Genomic DNA, 15,326 nt, shown 5'->3' on the forward strand with positions numbered 1-15,326 from the left:
CGGTTCTCCGTCAGGGAACAGCGATCCGCCCCTCGACCGCGGCGAGGCCGATGTCTTTGCGGTAGTGGCTTCCGGGCAGCTTGACGGTGGCGATCTTGTTGTAGGCGTCGTCGCGCGCGGCGGTCAGATCGGGTCCGACCCCGACAACACTGAGGACGCGGCCGCCGGACGAAACTACTTGATCCTCAACAATTTTCGTACCCGCATGCAGAATCCCGTCGCCATCGGCTCCCGTGACCACGTCGCCCGTGCGCGGCGTCGCCGGGTAGTACTCGGCAGCGACGACGACCGTCACCGCGGAGCCGTCATGCCATTCGAGTGGCGCGACCTGATCCAACGTTCCCGTGGCCGCCGCGTTCAGGAGTTCGCCGAGCGGGCTCTTCAGCAGAGCCAGCACCGCCTGCGTCTCGGGGTCACCGAACCTGCAGTTGAACTCGACCACGGCCGGGCCGTCCTTGCCGATCGCCAGACCGGCATACAGCAGACCGGTGAACGCACAACCGCGCGCGACGAGCTCGGCAGCGACCGGCTTCACGACGTCGTCGACGATGCGGGCGACGGTCTCGTCGGGCAGCCACGGCAGCGGCGTGTAGGCGCCCATGCCGCCGGTGTTGGGCCCCGTGTCACCATCGCCGACACGCTTGTGGTCTTGAGCCGGAAGCAGTGGCACCACGGTTTCACCGTCGACGACACAGAACAGCGATACCTCGGGTCCGTCGAGGAAGGATTCGAGGAGGACCGGGTGACCGTTCTCGAGCAACTCGGCAGCATGATCGCGGGCGGTGTCACGATCGGTGGTGACGACGACGCCCTTGCCCGCGGCCAGGCCGTCGTCCTTGACCACCCAGTTCGGTCCGAAGCGATCCAGGGCCTCGTCCAGCTTGGCGGGATTGTCGACGATCTCACTGTGCGCGGTTCGGACACCGGCCGCTTCCATGACATCTTTGGCGAACGCCTTGGAACCCTCGATGCGTGCGGCCCCCGCCGAGGGGCCGAAGCAGGCGATGCCGGCCGAGCGAACGGCGTCGGCGACGCCGAGGACGAGGGGCACCTCGGGGCCGATGACGACGAGGTCGGCGTCGAGTTTCTTCGCCAGAGATGCCACGGCCTCCCCTGACGCGACATCGACGGGGTGCTGCTCGGCGATCTTGCCGATCCCGGCGTTGCCGGGTGCACACATCAGGGCAGTGACACTCGGGTCGCGAGAGAGGGCGAGAAGGAGGGCATGTTCACGGGCTCCGGAGCCTATAACGAGTACGCGCACGAGGTCAGCCTACGGCGCGCCCGTCCGAGCGCATAACCTCACCACATGGGATCTGTATTCAGTGCCATCATCAACGGAGATCTGCCCGGACGATTCGTGTGGGAGGACGACGACGTCGTCGCGTTCCTCACCATCGCGCCCGTCACGCAGGGTCACACCCTGGTCGTGCCGCGCAGGGAGGTGGACCAGTGGCAGGACGTCGACGATGACGTGTGGACCAAGGTCATGGATGTCTCCCGGACGATCGGCCGCGCTGTACGCCCCGCATTCGAGGCCCCTCGCGCAGGTTTGCTCATTGCAGGCCTCGAGGTACCCCATTTACACGTGCACGTCTTCCCTGCCTACGGCCTCGGCGACTTCAACATCAGCAACGCGGATCCGAACCCGTCTCCGGAATCCCTCGACGAGGCAGCTGACAAGATCAAGGCAAGCCTTCGTGAACTCGGGTACGCCGACACGGTCCCCGTCTGATCGAAGGCTTCCTTGCCCACTCACCACTCGACGACCTGACGCACTCGGGCCGGGGTCACGCTCACTTGCCCCGAGCCCCCAGTTGGGTAACATATTGGTCGTCGATACGACATCCGGACGAGCGCACCGTACCCGGCCAGCGACAAGACGGTGCACAGGAGCTCGTCATGGCATGGATCGTATTAGTGGTGTCGGGAATCTTGGAGGCCGTCTGGGCCACTGCCCTCGGCCGCTCTGAAGGATTCTCCAAACTCGGACCCAGCGCCCTCTTCGGTGTTGCGTTGATTCTCAGCATGGCGGGTCTGGCATACGCGATGCGCGATCTTCCCACCGGAACCTCCTATGCAGTCTGGGTGGGAATCGGCGCCTCGTTGACCGTTGCCTACGCAATGCTGACGGGTAGCGAGGCCGCATCGCTGGTGAAAGTCCTGCTGATAGTGGGAATCGTGGGATGCGTCGTCGGCCTGAAGGTTCTGCACTGATTCGCAATAGTCGAGGGGTTGTGGCAGGGGCCGGCAAGAAGGTACGTATTTCGCATGGCATCCGTTTCGCGTGATACGAACCGTCGTTAAATGCTGGCCCCTGCTGCTGTCCCACTCGAGGGATGTAGTTCCGGCGCGCGAGCCAGCTCGTAAACTCTCAGGGCATTTCACCCCTTCGGACTAGGACACCCATGACGTCTGTTCCCGTCGGTGCCGACACACGCATCGAGCGCATCACCCTGCCCGATTCGACCACGGCCTGGGAGATCGCCGGCTACGACACTGTTCGGCATCTCCTGGGCGATCAGCGGTTGTCGTTGAACCGGAAACACTCCACCAGTGGCTATACAGGGCTTTCGTTGCCCCCCGCACTCGATGCGAACCTGCTGAACATGGACCCACCGGAACACACTCGCATCCGAAAACTCGTAGCCGCAGCATTCACCACTCGCAGAACCGAAGCACTCGAGCCGCACGTGCGCTCCACGTGCAAGGAACTTCTTGCCGCATTGCCCGGCCAGGCTGACGAGCACGGCGTCGTCGACCTGATCCCGGCATTCACCAGTGTGATTCCATGTCGGGCAATCGCCGATCTGTTGGGTGTACCTGTAGAAGACACGGAGGACTTCTCTCGCTGGACAACGACATTGGTGAACAACGCCACAACTGATCCAGAATCCGTCAAGCAGGCTGCCGGCGCGATCGTCCTCTATCTGATGAAGCTGATTGCCACGAAACGCAACCGGCCCCAGGACGATCTGATCAGCGACCTGATTGCCGCACGCGATAACCGCGACGCGTTGACGGATGACGAGTTGCTATCCCTGGCCTTCCTGCTCCTCGGCGCGGGGTACGAGAATGCCGCGAACCTGCTCACCAACACGTTGCATGCCGTACTCACCTCCGGGGATCTCGCAGCAGAAATCACCGAATCCCTCACCCGCACAGGAACAATCAGCGACCCGCTCCGAGAGAACATCATTCGCCTCCACGACGGGGTGAAGCATGCGATACGCCGCTTCCCCACCACCGACATCGAGGTCGGTGACACGGTCATCCCCTCCGGCAGCACGATACTTCTGGCCACACGCGAAACCAACGCCGGAGCTCAGCAGCACTTGAGCTTCGGGCACGGTATTCACTACTGCATCGGAGCATCCCTGGCACGACTCGAGCTCACCACCGCACTCGAAGAGTTCCTCACCACGTACCCGAACGCGCGACTCGCCCCCGACCGGGAGATCAGTTTGCGGCCGTCCACGCGGGTCCATGCACCCAACGCCTTGCCTACCGTGCTCGGGCTGCCACGCGCGACTTACAGTCCCGCTACCGCCGATTTGGACACACTGCGGTAGCGGGGTCAGCGTCGGAACTCTCGTCAGGTCAACAGGTCGGGCTCCTCGTGGACAAGGCTCTCGTAGATCGGCTGAAAGTTGAGCCACCCCATGTACGGGGTGCCGAAGTGGTGGCGGGTGTGCCTCGCTGCGTCGGGCGCGACCGGCTTGGGCGGCGTTGCCGATGCCTCGATCAACAGCTGTACCCGGCAGGCGTGCTCGAGGGCGATGAACCACCAGGCCGCTTCGTCGATGCTGTGCGTTCCGGCCGAGAACAGCCCGTGGTTCTGGTGAACGACGGCTTTGTTGTTGCCGAACTTGGAACCGACAGCCTTGCCCGCGTCGACTTCGACGACGATCGCGCCGGCTTCTTCCTCGATGACGGTGTGGTGCTCGAAGAAAACGCAGGCATCTTGGGTGTTCGGCGGTAGCAATCGCCCCATGGCGGCCCAGGCCGCACCGTGAACCGTGTGGGCATGGCACGAAGCCACAATGTCGGGGTTCGCCTCATGTATGGCGGAGTGCAGGACGAAGCCGGCCCGGTTCGCGGTATGGTCACCTTCCACGACCCTGCCGCCGTGATCGACGAGGATCAGGTTCGACACCTTGACGTGTGAGAACGGCACGGCGAAGGGATTCGTCCAGTAGAGATCGGGGTCCTTGGGATCGCGGACCGTGAGGTGACCGCCCGTTCCGTAGCTGAAGCCGAACTTGCCGAAAGCACGACATGCGGCGGCGAGCCGTTCCTTTCGATGCAGGCGGTCTTCCTCCAGAGACTTAAATGTCGGTAGCTCAGGGAACTTCAGCCCCTGTTGCTGAGGTTGGTAGATGGATTGGCGCTCCACTGTCTCGGTCATGACGTCTCTCCTTTTCGGCCGCTCGATGTCGTGTTCGCAACCTTTCTCGGATGCCTAAAGCCATCGTCGGCGCGAGCGTCGGAGCGCACCACCGCACTTTGTCGCGAGATGCGACGGCGACTTTCACGTTTCGTAGAAAGACCCTCGTCGCGCCACTTCTGCGTCGACTATGAAACCGATCACGAGCGGGTGTACGCGTCAAGCAGTTCCATCGCTTTGAGTCCGAGGTGGAGAACTTGGCGTGCTTCGCCATCGTGAAGGCTCATCCCGAGCTGCGTTTCGATCTGGTTCAAGCGGTAGTAGAGCGACGTTCGGTGCAGTCTAAGACCCTGGGCGGTAACAGGTATCGATCCGCCCGATACCAGGTACAGCGCCAGCGTCTCGCCGAGCACACCGTGCGTGTCGTCCTCGAGAAGCCGGCACAGAGCTGATGGAACTGCCTCTTCGAGATCTTCACGCCGTAGCCGAAGGAGGACGGAGAACACTCCCAGGTCGGAATACGCCGCCACCGGCCGGAACTGGGGGAGCCACGTTGCGGCCTCGGCGGCCAGTCGCGATCTTCTGTGCGCCGTGCGTATCATGCTCAGCTGCGTCGGTTCGTCGCACAATCCCATTGTGCAACAGGCGTTCTCGTCAAGAAGTGAACTGACCGAGTCCAGGATGCGCCTTCCTTGCTCGCGAATGCTCTCCTCACTTGGTGGGTGCTCGGTGACCGCGCATATCGTCACAGTTCCGTCCTGGTACACGTGCGCGAGTCGAGAGCCCTCTCTCAGCTCCACGTTTGCAATTCCGGCATCGACCTCGAGGCCGACCTCGGCGCCGTAGCGCCCGGGGCTACCGATCTTCATCGTCATCACCACGGCTTGATCGACGGGACCGCCCATGATGTGGGCCGCCTGCGAGCGAGCCTGCTCTCGCACAGCGTCATGATCGCTGAGAAGGTCGGAGAGGAGTTGGGACCGTTGCGCCTGGCGTCGCTGCAGGTCCGCTTGGTCTCGATCGAGAATGCCGACCATCGCTCGAGTCGTCTGCATCGCCGCATTCAGTTCGACGTCGGTCAGCCCGTTCGCGTCCCGATCGATAATCATGAGCAGCGCCAGCAAGGTTCGTCCTTGCCGAATCGGTATCACGAATCGCTGCTCGAAACCCAACGTCGGTGCGGCAGCAACGGTGCCCGGCTCGCTCCAACTTCTGACCCCGAAGGAGTGGATATGTCGATAGACCTCGGGTAGCGCAACCCGAGCCAGCACGGCCCGAACCCGGGCCTCGTCCTCGTCGTCGTAGTGAGCGCTCGCGGCAAGAATTCGAATCTCTGGGTCAGTGACCGTGACGGATCGTTGCAGCCGCACCGCCAAGCGATCGACCATCTCCTGCAGGTTGTCGGTCCGCAATACCGCACTCCTCGAAGTAGCGCCCCACATCATCTGAGTGCCCGGTTCGAGCAACTGTCAATCCCTCAGCGTCCAATCCCCCAGTGTCCAATCCCCCAGTGTCCAATCCCCCAGCGTCCAATCCCCCAGCGTCGAATGACTCGCGGCATCTGCCGAATCTGGATCAACAACAAACTGGCTCCGACAACCGGTGGACTTCCGAAGAGCTCCGACCATGTGCTCTCGGGAACGTCGGTGCGACGGGAGCCGACCATCCGGCCTTTCTTGCAACCAAGATCATCCGACGCTCCGATTTCCCCACGACGCAACAGGACGCATGGTTTGATACGCGCATGACCGGGACTCGAGGGGATCCAGGGAAGAAGCGTCCGATCTGGCAGAAGTTGCTGTTCGGTTTGGCGACCGCGTTCGCGGTATTCGCGATCATCGGCTTGATCGTAAGCCCACCCATGGATGACACCGGCGCTTCGGCGCAGCGGCCCGATTCAACTTCCGATCCCCGCTGCAAACCCGCAGACCCGGCACTCATCGACCTCGTCTCGTCAGGTCTGACAAAGCCCAATCGGAGCTTGACCAACGCAACAGTGATCGAAGACGGTGCCCTGACTTTCTTCGGTGCAACAGTTGTCGACAATGCGGGGAGCGTTCAGAGTCGGGCGGATGTGTGGGTGGTGTTCGAGGGCCAGGTCTACTCGTCGACAGATCGGGCACGCAACGACACCAATTGGCCCAGGGCACGCGAATCTTTGGGTATTCAGACCAGCGACAGCCGCGTACGGGCGGTCGATGAATGCGTGGAGAACCTCACCGGGAACTGACCGTTCAGAGATCTTGGGCGAAAGCCGATTGGCTCACGGGTCATCTACCAGCGGCTTGCTGCGCGATTTGGATTAGATTGCCGCACGTGTCGTCGAAGACGGCGGTAGTTACCGAGCCCATATCGACGGGTTCCTGGGTAAAGTGCACCCCGAGTCCACGCAGCCGCTGGTACTCGGCTTGCGCGTCGTCCACGGCGAACGAGGTGCACGGTATGCCGTCGGCTACCAGTGCGGTCTTGTATGACTTGGCCGCTGGGTGGTCGTCGGGTTCGAGTAGGAGTTCGGTGCCATCAGGATCCTCGGGTGACACCACGGTGAGCCAACGGAACTTACCCAGTGGAATGTTGTTCTTCTCTGTGAATTTGAGGATCTCCGTGTAGAAACGGAGCGCTTTGTCCTGATCGTCAACGAGCACGCTGGTTAGGTTGATTCTCATCGTGGTCCCTTCTGTCGACAGTGCCGGCATCGTGGTCGTCATCGATATAGTTGGCCGCGTTCTTGTCAAGCCACCGTTGGACGATCGGTTCGAGCGGCTTGGTGTTGATGTAGTGGAGCTTGTATCTGCCTTTGCGCATGGTCTTGATCAGTCCGGCGGCTTCCAGGATGCCGAGGTGCTGTGAAATCGCTTGCCTCGTAAGACCAATGCCGTGCTTGGTTGTCAAACGCGAGCAGATCTCGAAAAGCGTCTGGCCGTTTCGGTCGGTCAACTCGTCGAGGATCGTGCAGCGCGTGGAGTCCGCCAAAGCCTTGAAGATGTCCTCCACGCCAGAAACGATAGGCAAGAAATTACTTGCCTGTCAAAACTGAGGCTATGGCTGCGCGCCGTGGACCCTGACTTCCAGCCACCGTGCGGGCATTGCGTTCGCACTCCACCTCGTTATCGCCGTCAACAACGAGGTACGTGGCGCAGTGACCGAGTTCGAGGCCTCTCCGAGGATTTCCACCGTTCTTTTCCGGGGATCTCAGGAAGCGAGCATCGACGTCCATGCCTTGGTTCTTCGTGTGGGCAGAGAATGCATGAGGCCCGGTCTCCCTTCTCGGAAACCGGGCCTCACCTATAGAACTTCTTCTGCAGGAGCAGAGCCCCCTGTCAGGATTGAACTGTTCTCGACCCCGTGGTGCAGCGGGTAGAAATTCTCTGAACTGGCATTATCAGGCGCCTGCTGGCGTTGCTTGGCACTGCATGGCTTTCAAGTGTGGGCAAAATGTGGGCAGAGCGGGGCGCGGTGCCGAACCCGCGAACCTATGAGGCAACGAAACGCCCCACCCCGGGGAGCGGCAACTCCTCGCAACACCCAGCCTGCGGAGCTGCGACGACCAGTTGAAACCGCCTGATGGGGTGGGGCGTTGTTGCGTAGTGGATCAGCTACCGAGGAGCAAACCCGCCGAACCGAGTGAACCGAACGCGTCAAGTGAGCCCCAGAGGTCGAGCGAGCCGAGCGCGTCGAGTGAGCCGGTCAGTGCGTTGCCGACCGTGAGCGGGATCGGGTCAGCCGTCGGCTGCGTTGACACGGCCCAGGTTCCCCACCGCTCTTCCGTCTCTACCGTAACGCAACTCCAGTGAACCTTGTAATCGCCTGTCGCAACGTTGAACACGGCGAAGTCCTCAGTGGAATCGGGGAAGACCCAATCTTGAGTCCCGTACTGATACCTGGGTTCGGTGTCGCGTTTCGCGGTCCAATCGCAACTCAAATTGTATGGGGAGTCGTTGACGACGCTCACAGTGATGTTCTTTCCCTCGACGGCTGCCGAAACGGTCACGTCCTCGGGGGCGGCGTTGGCCGGTGCCGCGAATAGAGTAGCCAGGAGAGGGGCGGCGACCACTGCCGTCACGGCCGCGCGAACAGATGTCTTCAAGGTTTCCCTTTCGTCGGTGATGTTATGACTGGCGATGGTGCCACAGATACCGACGGGTCGGGTTGCGGAGGGTCGGTGGGTGCGCACCTCGGAACAGCGAAACGCCCCACCCTCAAACACCATCGTCGGCGAGCGTGACAACCCTCGAGAAGAACGAGGAACACTACGCACCCCGGATGGAAGCGGGAGGACCGGCGCGAGGCCGGACCGGACCGGATGGTTTGATACCCGGATGAAACGGACACTTCTCACACTGGTGGCCCCCGCCACACTGCTTCTCGCAGGCTGCTCGTCGGGTGAGTCCGCCGACATGGCAGCTCCCAGCTCTACGCCGGTCGCAGCGACGACCACCGAGTCGGTGACCGCGACTGTCGATCCGTCGGAGGAGACCACGAGCATTTACGAGGTGTCGGAGAATGGCGTGACGACTGCCGTGAACGCGCCGATAACCGCGTCATCGGAGGAACTTGCACAGTGGTGCAGCGAAGCCAAAATGGCGCTTGAAATGTACGGGTTCGACGACGCGGAATCGTTCCTGGCAATCGCTCAGCTCGAAGTCGAGGATTCGACCGAAAACGTCACCTTCGAGTCGGACGGGTCGTGGGCAAGCAACACACCATCCGAACAGGCCGGGTTTATCGCATCGGTGAATGCGGCCGCGAACGGCGAATGCTGAATACCGATCCCGAGACAACGAAACGTCCCGCCACCTCGGATGAGGTGGCGGGACGTGTGTCATGTCAGCGACCTGAGTCGGCCGGTGCTGGTGGAGTCGTGGGGTGCGCCGTTTCCCGCCAGCCCGCACTGTCGCCGTCGGCGTGAGCGATGGGGTCGTCGATTGCGGCGATCATGGCGTCGGTGAAGCAGAGGGTCAAGTTTGGCGGCCACACGGCGCCTGCGATGGTGTCAGCCCAATCAAAGGCAAGGGAAGAAGGCCGCCTGTGGGACGCACCATGCCGGCCAGCGTGCTCCACCGACCTTCGGTAGTAGGGAACAGCATATGAGTCTGACGGACCCCTCGGTGAATCCATATCTCCCTCCGGCGCCGGACATTCAGGCTGACGCCTTGGTCGATCGACGACTGGGCACTCACACTTACAAGAATGTTTGGATCGGGGCGACGCAGTTGAACCCCATTAAAATCTCGCCGAAATCTGTCCTCCCGCGCCCGAAATACTAGGGTCCTGACGGTAGGCGCCTGGTCTAGCCGGTGGTCAGCAGCATCACCGACGGGATACATACAGGCACCGAAACCTGCTGGGATTAAGACAAATTAAAGCAGTCTTACGAGGGGTGCCACCCAATCAGGTTGGATTTGTTCACGTACAAATTGGAGCCGACCCGAATTTGAAACGTTTCCACACTTTGCCGGGAAGGTCCGCGCAATCTCAGCGGCGCAAAGACTTACGAGACGCCCAGACCCGGCACGAACTGCACCTGACCGGATGAGCGCGGTCTGTGCGGGAACTAGCGGCCAGCGGAACTGTAGAGACAACGAAACGCCCCCACCCCGGGGGCGCGTCAACTCGTCGAAAACTCCCAGCCTTCAGGAGTCTCGACGACCAGTTGAAACCGCCTGGTGGGGTGGGGGCGTTGTCGCGTGGTGGATCAGCTACCGAGGATCGCACCCACCGAACCGTCCCCGTCGAGCGAGCCCCACAGGTCGAGCGAGCCGAGCATCTCGAGTGAGCCGGTTAGCGCGTTGCCGACGGTGAGCGGGATCGGGTCAGCCGTCGGTTGCGCTCCGAGTACCCAAGTTCCCCACTGCTCGTCCGTCTCTACCGTAAAGCACCTCCAGTGAACTTTGTAATCGCTGGTGGCGACATCGAACACGACGATGTCCTCGGTGGAATAGGGGTCGACCGAACCGTGGGTCGAATACTGAAACCTGGGTTCCGCGTCGCGCATCGAGGTGATTTCGCAACCCAGATTGTATGGAGAGCCGTTGACGACGGTCACGGTGATGTTCTTGCCCTCGACGGTCGCCGAAGCAGTCACGTCCTCGGGGGCGGCGTTGGCCGGTGCCGCGAATACAGTAGCCAGGAGAGGGGCGGCGACCACTGCCGTCACGGCCGTGCGGACAGATGCCTTCAAGGTTTCCCTTTCGTCGGTGATGTTGTGACTGGCGATCGTGCCATAGATACCGACAGGTCGGGTTGCAAAGGTCGGTAGACAGTCGGCGAAGCTGAACAGGACAGGGAGGGTTTGCGCCCCATTTGACGGAGGGCGGATCGAGTTAAGGACCGACCGGATGGTTTCATATCCCGATGAAACGCACTATCACCGCAGTCGCCCTATCCACCGCCGCGCTGGTGCTCGGGGCGTGCTCCAACTCTGACACAGGCTCATCGAACTCGGTACCGACCGCCGAACTCGGCAAGTCGCAGACCGTCAAGGGTGACGGCTGGGAAGCAGAGATCACCGTCTCGGACCTGATCACCCGCGAAATGGACTACTACGGCGAGATCAAGCCGGACCACCAGTATCGGGCGGCTGTCTCCGTCCGATCGATCAGTGGCGAGACTCCTTTGTACTCGAACGCGTTCAAGGCAGTCCTGGTGGATGGCAGATCCATGAACCTGTCGATCGGTGGCGAGTCGGACGACATCGACACCACAGGCGAGGTGCCGGCCGGGCATGAACGTTCCGGAATGGTTACCTGGACAGGAGAACCCGGCCTCGAGGTCAAGGAAATCTCCTATCTCGCGGACGGAATGTTCCCAGCCGCCACATGGACTGCTACCGGTCTTCCCGAATCGGCCCCGCCGTCGCGGATGCCGAACCACGACGAAGTCGTCGCAACGAAGACCCAAACCCCCACCGCCGCGGCAGGAACACCGACCGCACCCTCAGAAACGACATCGGCCGCCACAACGGAGGCGGACGCCGCGCCGTCGTCGGACGTGAGCCTTGGCCAGGCGTGCGACGAGCTGACTACCGCCATGGGCCAACTTGGAACCGACGATCCCCAGGTCATACTTGAGTTAATGCAGACCAGCACTAACTGGACGTCCGCGACACCCGACACGCAAGCCTCCTACATCGAGGCGGCACAGATGATCGAGCGCGGCGACTGCTGACCTCGGAGACGACAAAACGGCCCGCCGCCTCACACGAGGCGGCGGGCCGTTCCGATGGAGCCCCCTGTCAGGATTGAACTGACGACCGCTCGCTTACAAGGCGAGTGCTCTACCACTGAGCTAAGGAGGCGGACGCGCGCCGGGAGGCGAACGTGCGCGCCCATCATATCCATAGCCGAGTCGTCGCCGACGCCCGCCCGTTTTGGATAGCGTTGAAGCCATGAGTACCTCGGAAATCGCCACCGTCCTCGCCTGGCACGACGCCCTCAACGCCGGTGACATCGACACACTGCTTTCCCTGTCGAGCGATGACATCGAGCTGGGTGGCCCGACGGGTGCCAGTCAAGGGCTTCCCGCACTGAGAGAGTGGGCATCGACCGCCGGTATCACCTTGACGCCCAGGAGGATGTACTACTACAACGGTGTTCTGGTGGTCGAGCAAGAAGCCAGGTCGACCACCGATCCTGCGGAATCACGTATCGTGGCGTCCGCATTTCGTGTCGTCAATGATCAGGTGATCTCCACGTTCCGCCATGAGACCCTCGAGCTTGCACTCTCCAGTACCGATCTGACCGAGAAAGACCTCGTCTCTGACTCATAGTATGGCCAAACTCACAAACTCCTTCCCGCGCGTCACGGGCGACCGGCGCGCCACCGTCGATGTGCTCACCACTGCACCGTCTCCGCTGCAGCCGATCGATCTCACCGACGACGCCGCGGTTGCCGAAGCACTCGACCTCGCCGTCCGTGTCGGTGAGGTACTTCTCGCATCGGGCACCGGCGCGATGGACACCGCCGAGCAGGTACAGTTCATCGCCGCCACCTACGGTCTTGCCCAGTGCGATGTAGATGTCACGTTCAACTCCATCGTGCTGTCCGCATATCGCGGTCCGACGCTTCCCCCGGCGAGCACCATGCGGATCGTGCACTACCGGTCGATGGACTTCACCCGACTCGCGGCCGTCGACCGGCTCACGCGACGGATCCGCCGGGAAGCGATCACTCCGAAGGAGGCGCACGAGTCCCTCACCACGGTGACAACTGCGCCGCACCCGTACAACCGGTGGATCGCCACGCTCGCGTGGTCTGGGATGGCTGCGTCGATCTCGGTGTTGGTCGGTGGCGGCGTGCTGGTCGCGTCAGTTGCCTTCCTCACGACGATGGTGATCTACCGGGTCAACCGCGTCCTCAACCGCATTGGCCTGCCCTTCTTCTTCCAGCAGGTGGTAGGCGGTCTCGTAGCAGCCGCCCCTGCCGCGACGCTGTACACGTTCCAAGACCAACTTGGTGTGGAAATCAGACCGTCACAGATCATCGCGGCCGGCGTGGTGGTGCTGCTGTCCGGCCTGTCGATGGTCGGCTCCGTACAGGACGCCATCACCGGAGCACCGATCACTGCGGCGGCCCGGTTTTTCGAGGTCCTCATGATGACCGGCGGAATCATCGCCGGTGTGGCCATATCGCTGCGCCTGGCCGGCATGTTGGGCTCGACGCTGCCACCCGTCAACGTGGAGGCCACGCAACTCGCACGGGTACCCGTCATGGTGCTGTCAGGTGCTTTCGCAGCGATGTTCTACGCGCTGGCCTGCTACGCCGAGAAGCGTGCACTCACAGTCGCCTGGATCGGAGGCGCCGCCGGCGCCCTGGTCTTCGTGGTGACGCAACAGTTCGGTGTCGGCCCGGTCATCGGGGCCGCTCTTGCCGCGACGGTGGTCGGATTCGCCGGCGGCCTGATGGCCCGCCGCGCGCTGACGCCGCCTCTCGTGGTCGCGGTGGCCGGGATCATGCCCCTACTGCCGGGACTGTCCCTGTACAGGGGCTTGTACTCCCTACTCAACGACCAACTACTGGTCGGACTCAGCGCTTTGCTGTCCGCATTCGGTATCGGCTGCGCACTCGCGGCCGGAGTCTCACTCGGTGAATGGATCGCGCGGACCTTGCGGAAACCGCGCATGTTGCGTCGCGTAGACGACATCCGTCGACCCGTCTTCAAGACACGCAGACGAAGGCCGCTCGAAGCTGAAAAGGTGGCCTGACACAGGCGTCATGCACCGCTACCTCAGGAACCAAGGCCACTAAGAATCCAGCGCTGCGCTGCCCGCCTTCGGGCGGCCGGCAGCGCCACAAGCCTCAGCTATTGTCGACTCTCGATTTCTCGTCGGCCTCCATGGCCTCACGCAGGCTCTTAGGCCTCATATCGGTCCAGTTCTTCTCCACGTATTCGAGGCATGCCGCCCGGCTTTCTTCCCCGAAAACCACGCGCCAGCCCGCTGGCACCTCAGAGAACGTGGGCCACAGTGAGTGCTGTTCCTCGTCGTTCACCAGCACGTAAAAGCGGCCTTCTTCGTCATCAAACGGATTGGTGCTCATTTCGCCTCGCTTGTCACGTACGTGTCCTGTGCTTTCACAGTAGCAAGGGCGCCGTCGCGACCACGTCTTCTTACGACAGATGTCACGATCTCTCCTGCTCGCACGGCCACGTTCGACAGGAGCGACGACGTGATTCCGTGCGTCTTCTCCGTCCCGCCCTGCATGTAGATTCCCGCTGCGACGTCGGGCGAAACCGCCAATCGATAGTCACGACCCACCGCGTATGGCCCGTCGGCTTCTGGCGCCAGATCGCCGAGAAGCGGGTCGAGAGGTGCGGGCGCGAACCCGGTGGCCAGGATCAGTGCATCACACGTGAGCGAATCGGTGAGGCCATCGAGCGCGCTGTGCACAGCAACATCGATTCCGTCCGACGTTTCCTCGACTGCTACCACCTCAGAGGCACGGCGCATGAACAGACGACGATGCCCGCGCACACGCTCCTGATACTCGGTCGCGTAGATCTCGTTGATGAGGTCGATGTCGACCACCGAATAGTTGGTGCCTCTGTGTGTATCGAGCAGTCGAAGGCGCTCGTCCTCCGGGGCACCGTGGAGATCGTCGACGGCCTGAGGGTCGAAGATGCGGTTGGCGTAGGGACTGTCGTCGGCCGGGCTGTAACCGTATCGCGAGAAGACGTTGTGGACTTCGGCTTCGGGATAGTTGGTGTGCAGGTACTGCACGATCTCCGCGGCACTTTGGCCCGCACCGAGAACGACGAACCGCTGATGTACCGGGGCGGGCATCTCGGCGACACGATAGAGGAACTGGTGATTGTGGAAGCAGCGCGTCGAGAGATTGGCCCACTCCGGTACTCGCTCCCGAAGGCCCAGACCCATCACCACGTTGCGCGCGATCACCCTGGCACCTCCGGACGCCCTGACCTCGAGCCGATCGACGACGCCGTCCTCGCCCCGGATTCCGCGCACCGACTCCACCGCTGTGTCGTAGCGGACGTCGGCTTCAACGTGCCGGGCCGCCCACTTCAGGTAGTCGTTGAACTCGTGCCGCGTGGGGAAGAAGGTTTGGTGATTGACGAAATCGACGAGACGGCCCTGCTCGAAGAGGTAGTTGAAGAAGGTGAATGCGCTACGTGGATTGCGGAACGTGACCAGATCCTTGGGGAAGGCGATCTGCATCGTCGCACCGTCGAGGAGCATGCCGGGATGCCACTCGAATCGGTTCCGTGCCTCGAAGAATTGTGCGCTGATCCGCTCGCCCGGCGCACACGTGGCGTTGTGTTCCTCGATGGCAATGGCCAGAGCGAGATTCGCGGGCCCGAACCCGACACCCACGATATCTCGCTCTGGAAGATCATCGGTTCCGACAATCTTCGGCGATTCACTCATCATTCGTCATCCGTCCTCGACGCCGTGCCGTACTCGGCCCAGCCACCGTCCGCTCG

At 62.2% G+C, this 15,326-nt stretch carries 17 protein-coding genes, 1 tRNA gene and 1 riboswitch; of the genes, 8 read left to right on the forward strand and 10 right to left on the reverse strand.

The genetic code is table 11. The annotated features are described in order from the left end of the window. Nucleotides 1–10: 10 nt before the first annotated feature. Complete coding sequence (gene purD / locus BFN03_RS14480; RefSeq protein ID WP_070379584.1) at nucleotides 11–1,264, reverse strand: phosphoribosylamine--glycine ligase; 1,254 nt, start codon at nucleotides 1,262–1,264, stop codon at nucleotides 11–13. A 45-nt stretch (nucleotides 1,265–1,309) separates the two neighbouring features. On the opposite strand from purD, the gene BFN03_RS14485 reads away from it, so the two are divergent. The 3 genes from BFN03_RS14485 to BFN03_RS14495 all read left to right on the forward strand — a co-directional run bounded on the left by BFN03_RS14485 (nucleotide 1,310) and on the right by BFN03_RS14495 (nucleotide 3,572). After that, nucleotides 1,310–1,735 carry an HIT family protein gene (locus tag BFN03_RS14485; protein WP_070379585.1) on the forward strand — a complete coding sequence of 142 codons (426 nt, stop codon included), beginning with the start codon at nucleotides 1,310–1,312 and terminating at the stop codon, nucleotides 1,733–1,735. A gap of 92 nt (nucleotides 1,736–1,827) precedes the next feature. Beyond that, nucleotides 1,828–1,892, forward strand: a riboswitch (guanidine-III (ykkC-III) riboswitch). 10 nt (nucleotides 1,893–1,902) lie between these two features. After that, nucleotides 1,903–2,217 (forward strand): DMT family transporter, encoded by a 315-nt coding sequence (locus BFN03_RS14490; protein WP_070379586.1) that lies wholly within the window; start codon nucleotides 1,903–1,905, stop codon nucleotides 2,215–2,217. A 191-nt stretch (nucleotides 2,218–2,408) separates the two neighbouring features. Then, nucleotides 2,409–3,572 (forward strand): cytochrome P450, encoded by a 1,164-nt coding sequence (locus tag BFN03_RS14495; RefSeq protein WP_070379587.1) that lies wholly within the window; start codon nucleotides 2,409–2,411, stop codon nucleotides 3,570–3,572. Between the two features lie 23 nt (nucleotides 3,573–3,595). Here BFN03_RS14495 and BFN03_RS14500 read toward each other — a convergent pair whose 3' ends face one another. Together BFN03_RS14500 and BFN03_RS14505 are read right to left on the reverse strand one after the other, a co-directional pair. Beyond that, on the reverse strand, nucleotides 3,596–4,408 hold the full coding sequence (locus BFN03_RS14500) for a class II aldolase/adducin family protein (RefSeq protein WP_070379588.1): 813 nt from the start codon (nucleotides 4,406–4,408) through the stop codon (nucleotides 3,596–3,598). A gap of 179 nt (nucleotides 4,409–4,587) precedes the next feature. Continuing rightward, the gene (locus BFN03_RS14505; RefSeq protein WP_198163274.1) at nucleotides 4,588–5,799 is read right to left on the reverse strand and encodes a PucR family transcriptional regulator; all 1,212 of its coding nucleotides are present in this window, start codon (nucleotides 5,797–5,799) and stop codon (nucleotides 4,588–4,590) included. A 332-nt stretch (nucleotides 5,800–6,131) separates the two neighbouring features. On the opposite strand from BFN03_RS14505, the gene BFN03_RS20465 reads away from it, so the two are divergent. Continuing rightward, the gene (locus BFN03_RS20465) at nucleotides 6,132–6,617 is read left to right on the forward strand and encodes a hypothetical protein (protein ID WP_232320283.1); all 486 of its coding nucleotides are present in this window, start codon (nucleotides 6,132–6,134) and stop codon (nucleotides 6,615–6,617) included. 40 nt (nucleotides 6,618–6,657) lie between these two features. On the opposite strand, the gene BFN03_RS14515 is transcribed toward BFN03_RS20465, so the two are convergent. The 3 genes from BFN03_RS14515 to BFN03_RS14525 form a co-directional block, all read right to left on the reverse strand. Further along, a complete protein-coding gene (locus tag BFN03_RS14515; protein WP_070379590.1) occupies nucleotides 6,658–7,053 on the reverse strand; it encodes a VOC family protein in 396 nt (131 codons plus the stop codon). Beyond that, nucleotides 7,022–7,399, reverse strand: coding sequence for an ArsR/SmtB family transcription factor (locus BFN03_RS14520; RefSeq protein WP_232320284.1), 378 nt, complete (start codon nucleotides 7,397–7,399; stop codon nucleotides 7,022–7,024). Before BFN03_RS14520 ends, BFN03_RS14515 begins: the two co-directional genes overlap by 32 nt. 580 nt (nucleotides 7,400–7,979) lie before the next feature. Further along, complete coding sequence (locus tag BFN03_RS14525) at nucleotides 7,980–8,474, reverse strand: hypothetical protein (RefSeq protein WP_157109622.1); 495 nt, start codon at nucleotides 8,472–8,474, stop codon at nucleotides 7,980–7,982. Nucleotides 8,475–8,706: 232 nt separating this feature from the next. Here BFN03_RS14525 and lpqV point away from each other — a divergent pair, with 232 nt between their 5' ends. Continuing rightward, the gene (lpqV, locus tag BFN03_RS14530) at nucleotides 8,707–9,150 is read left to right on the forward strand and encodes a lipoprotein LpqV (protein ID WP_070379593.1); all 444 of its coding nucleotides are present in this window, start codon (nucleotides 8,707–8,709) and stop codon (nucleotides 9,148–9,150) included. A 932-nt stretch (nucleotides 9,151–10,082) separates the two neighbouring features. Here the strand turns inward: lpqV and BFN03_RS14535 are convergent. Then, nucleotides 10,083–10,568 carry a hypothetical protein gene (locus BFN03_RS14535; protein ID WP_157109623.1) on the reverse strand — a complete coding sequence of 162 codons (486 nt, stop codon included), beginning with the start codon at nucleotides 10,566–10,568 and terminating at the stop codon, nucleotides 10,083–10,085. Between the two features lie 173 nt (nucleotides 10,569–10,741). Here BFN03_RS14535 and BFN03_RS14540 point away from each other — a divergent pair, with 173 nt between their 5' ends. Continuing rightward, nucleotides 10,742–11,554 (forward strand): hypothetical protein, encoded by an 813-nt coding sequence (locus BFN03_RS14540; protein WP_070379595.1) that lies wholly within the window; start codon nucleotides 10,742–10,744, stop codon nucleotides 11,552–11,554. 55 nt (nucleotides 11,555–11,609) lie between these two features. Here BFN03_RS14540 and BFN03_RS14545 read toward each other — a convergent pair. Beyond that, nucleotides 11,610–11,684, reverse strand: a tRNA-Thr gene (locus tag BFN03_RS14545). Between the two features lie 90 nt (nucleotides 11,685–11,774). Here BFN03_RS14545 and BFN03_RS14550 point away from each other — a divergent pair. Together BFN03_RS14550 and BFN03_RS14555 are read left to right on the forward strand one after the other, a co-directional pair. After that, nucleotides 11,775–12,155, forward strand: a complete 381-nt coding sequence (locus BFN03_RS14550) for a nuclear transport factor 2 family protein (RefSeq protein WP_070379596.1) — start codon at nucleotides 11,775–11,777, stop codon at nucleotides 12,153–12,155. A 1-nt stretch (nucleotide 12,156) separates the two neighbouring features. After that, entirely contained in the window at nucleotides 12,157–13,590 is a 1,434-nt protein-coding gene (locus tag BFN03_RS14555; protein ID WP_070379597.1) for a threonine/serine ThrE exporter family protein, read from the forward strand. Between the two features lie 94 nt (nucleotides 13,591–13,684). Here BFN03_RS14555 and BFN03_RS14560 read toward each other — a convergent pair whose 3' ends face one another. Together BFN03_RS14560 and BFN03_RS14565 are read right to left on the reverse strand one after the other, a co-directional pair. Beyond that, complete coding sequence (locus tag BFN03_RS14560; RefSeq protein WP_070379598.1) at nucleotides 13,685–13,924, reverse strand: MbtH family protein; 240 nt, start codon at nucleotides 13,922–13,924, stop codon at nucleotides 13,685–13,687. Continuing rightward, a complete protein-coding gene (locus BFN03_RS14565; RefSeq protein WP_070380947.1) occupies nucleotides 13,921–15,270 on the reverse strand; it encodes a lysine N(6)-hydroxylase/L-ornithine N(5)-oxygenase family protein in 1,350 nt (449 codons plus the stop codon). The genes BFN03_RS14560 and BFN03_RS14565 overlap by 4 nt, the downstream gene beginning before the upstream one ends. Between the last annotated feature and the right edge of the window lie 56 nt (nucleotides 15,271–15,326).

Source organism: Rhodococcus sp. WMMA185 (assembly GCF_001767395.1).
Classification (GTDB): Bacteria; Actinomycetota; Actinomycetes; order Mycobacteriales; family Mycobacteriaceae; genus Rhodococcus_F.

Excerpts from the sequence above, each read along its gene's own strand:
- BFN03_RS14515 (WP_070379590.1), bottom strand. The coding sequence starts at position 7,053 with ATGAGAATCAACCTAACCAGCGTGCTCGTTGACGATCAGGACAAAGCG.
- BFN03_RS20465 (WP_232320283.1), top strand. The coding sequence starts at position 6,132 with ATGACCGGGACTCGAGGGGATCCAGGGAAGAAGCGTCCGATCTGGCAG.
- BFN03_RS14495 (WP_070379587.1), top strand. The coding sequence starts at position 2,409 with ATGACGTCTGTTCCCGTCGGTGCCGACACACGCATCGAGCGCATCACC.
- BFN03_RS14490 (WP_070379586.1), top strand. The coding sequence starts at position 1,903 with ATGGCATGGATCGTATTAGTGGTGTCGGGAATCTTGGAGGCCGTCTGG.
- BFN03_RS14565 (WP_070380947.1), bottom strand. The coding sequence starts at position 15,270 with ATGAGTGAATCGCCGAAGATTGTCGGAACCGATGATCTTCCAGAGCGA.
- BFN03_RS14555 (WP_070379597.1), top strand. The coding sequence starts at position 12,157 with ATGGCCAAACTCACAAACTCCTTCCCGCGCGTCACGGGCGACCGGCGC.
- BFN03_RS14550 (WP_070379596.1), top strand. The coding sequence starts at position 11,775 with ATGAGTACCTCGGAAATCGCCACCGTCCTCGCCTGGCACGACGCCCTC.
- BFN03_RS14485 (WP_070379585.1), top strand. The coding sequence starts at position 1,310 with ATGGGATCTGTATTCAGTGCCATCATCAACGGAGATCTGCCCGGACGA.
- lpqV (WP_070379593.1), top strand. The coding sequence starts at position 8,707 with ATGAAACGGACACTTCTCACACTGGTGGCCCCCGCCACACTGCTTCTC.
- BFN03_RS14500 (WP_070379588.1), bottom strand. The coding sequence starts at position 4,408 with ATGACCGAGACAGTGGAGCGCCAATCCATCTACCAACCTCAGCAACAG.
- BFN03_RS14560 (WP_070379598.1), bottom strand. The coding sequence starts at position 13,924 with ATGAGCACCAATCCGTTTGATGACGAAGAAGGCCGCTTTTACGTGCTG.
- BFN03_RS14540 (WP_070379595.1), top strand. The coding sequence starts at position 10,742 with ATGAAACGCACTATCACCGCAGTCGCCCTATCCACCGCCGCGCTGGTG.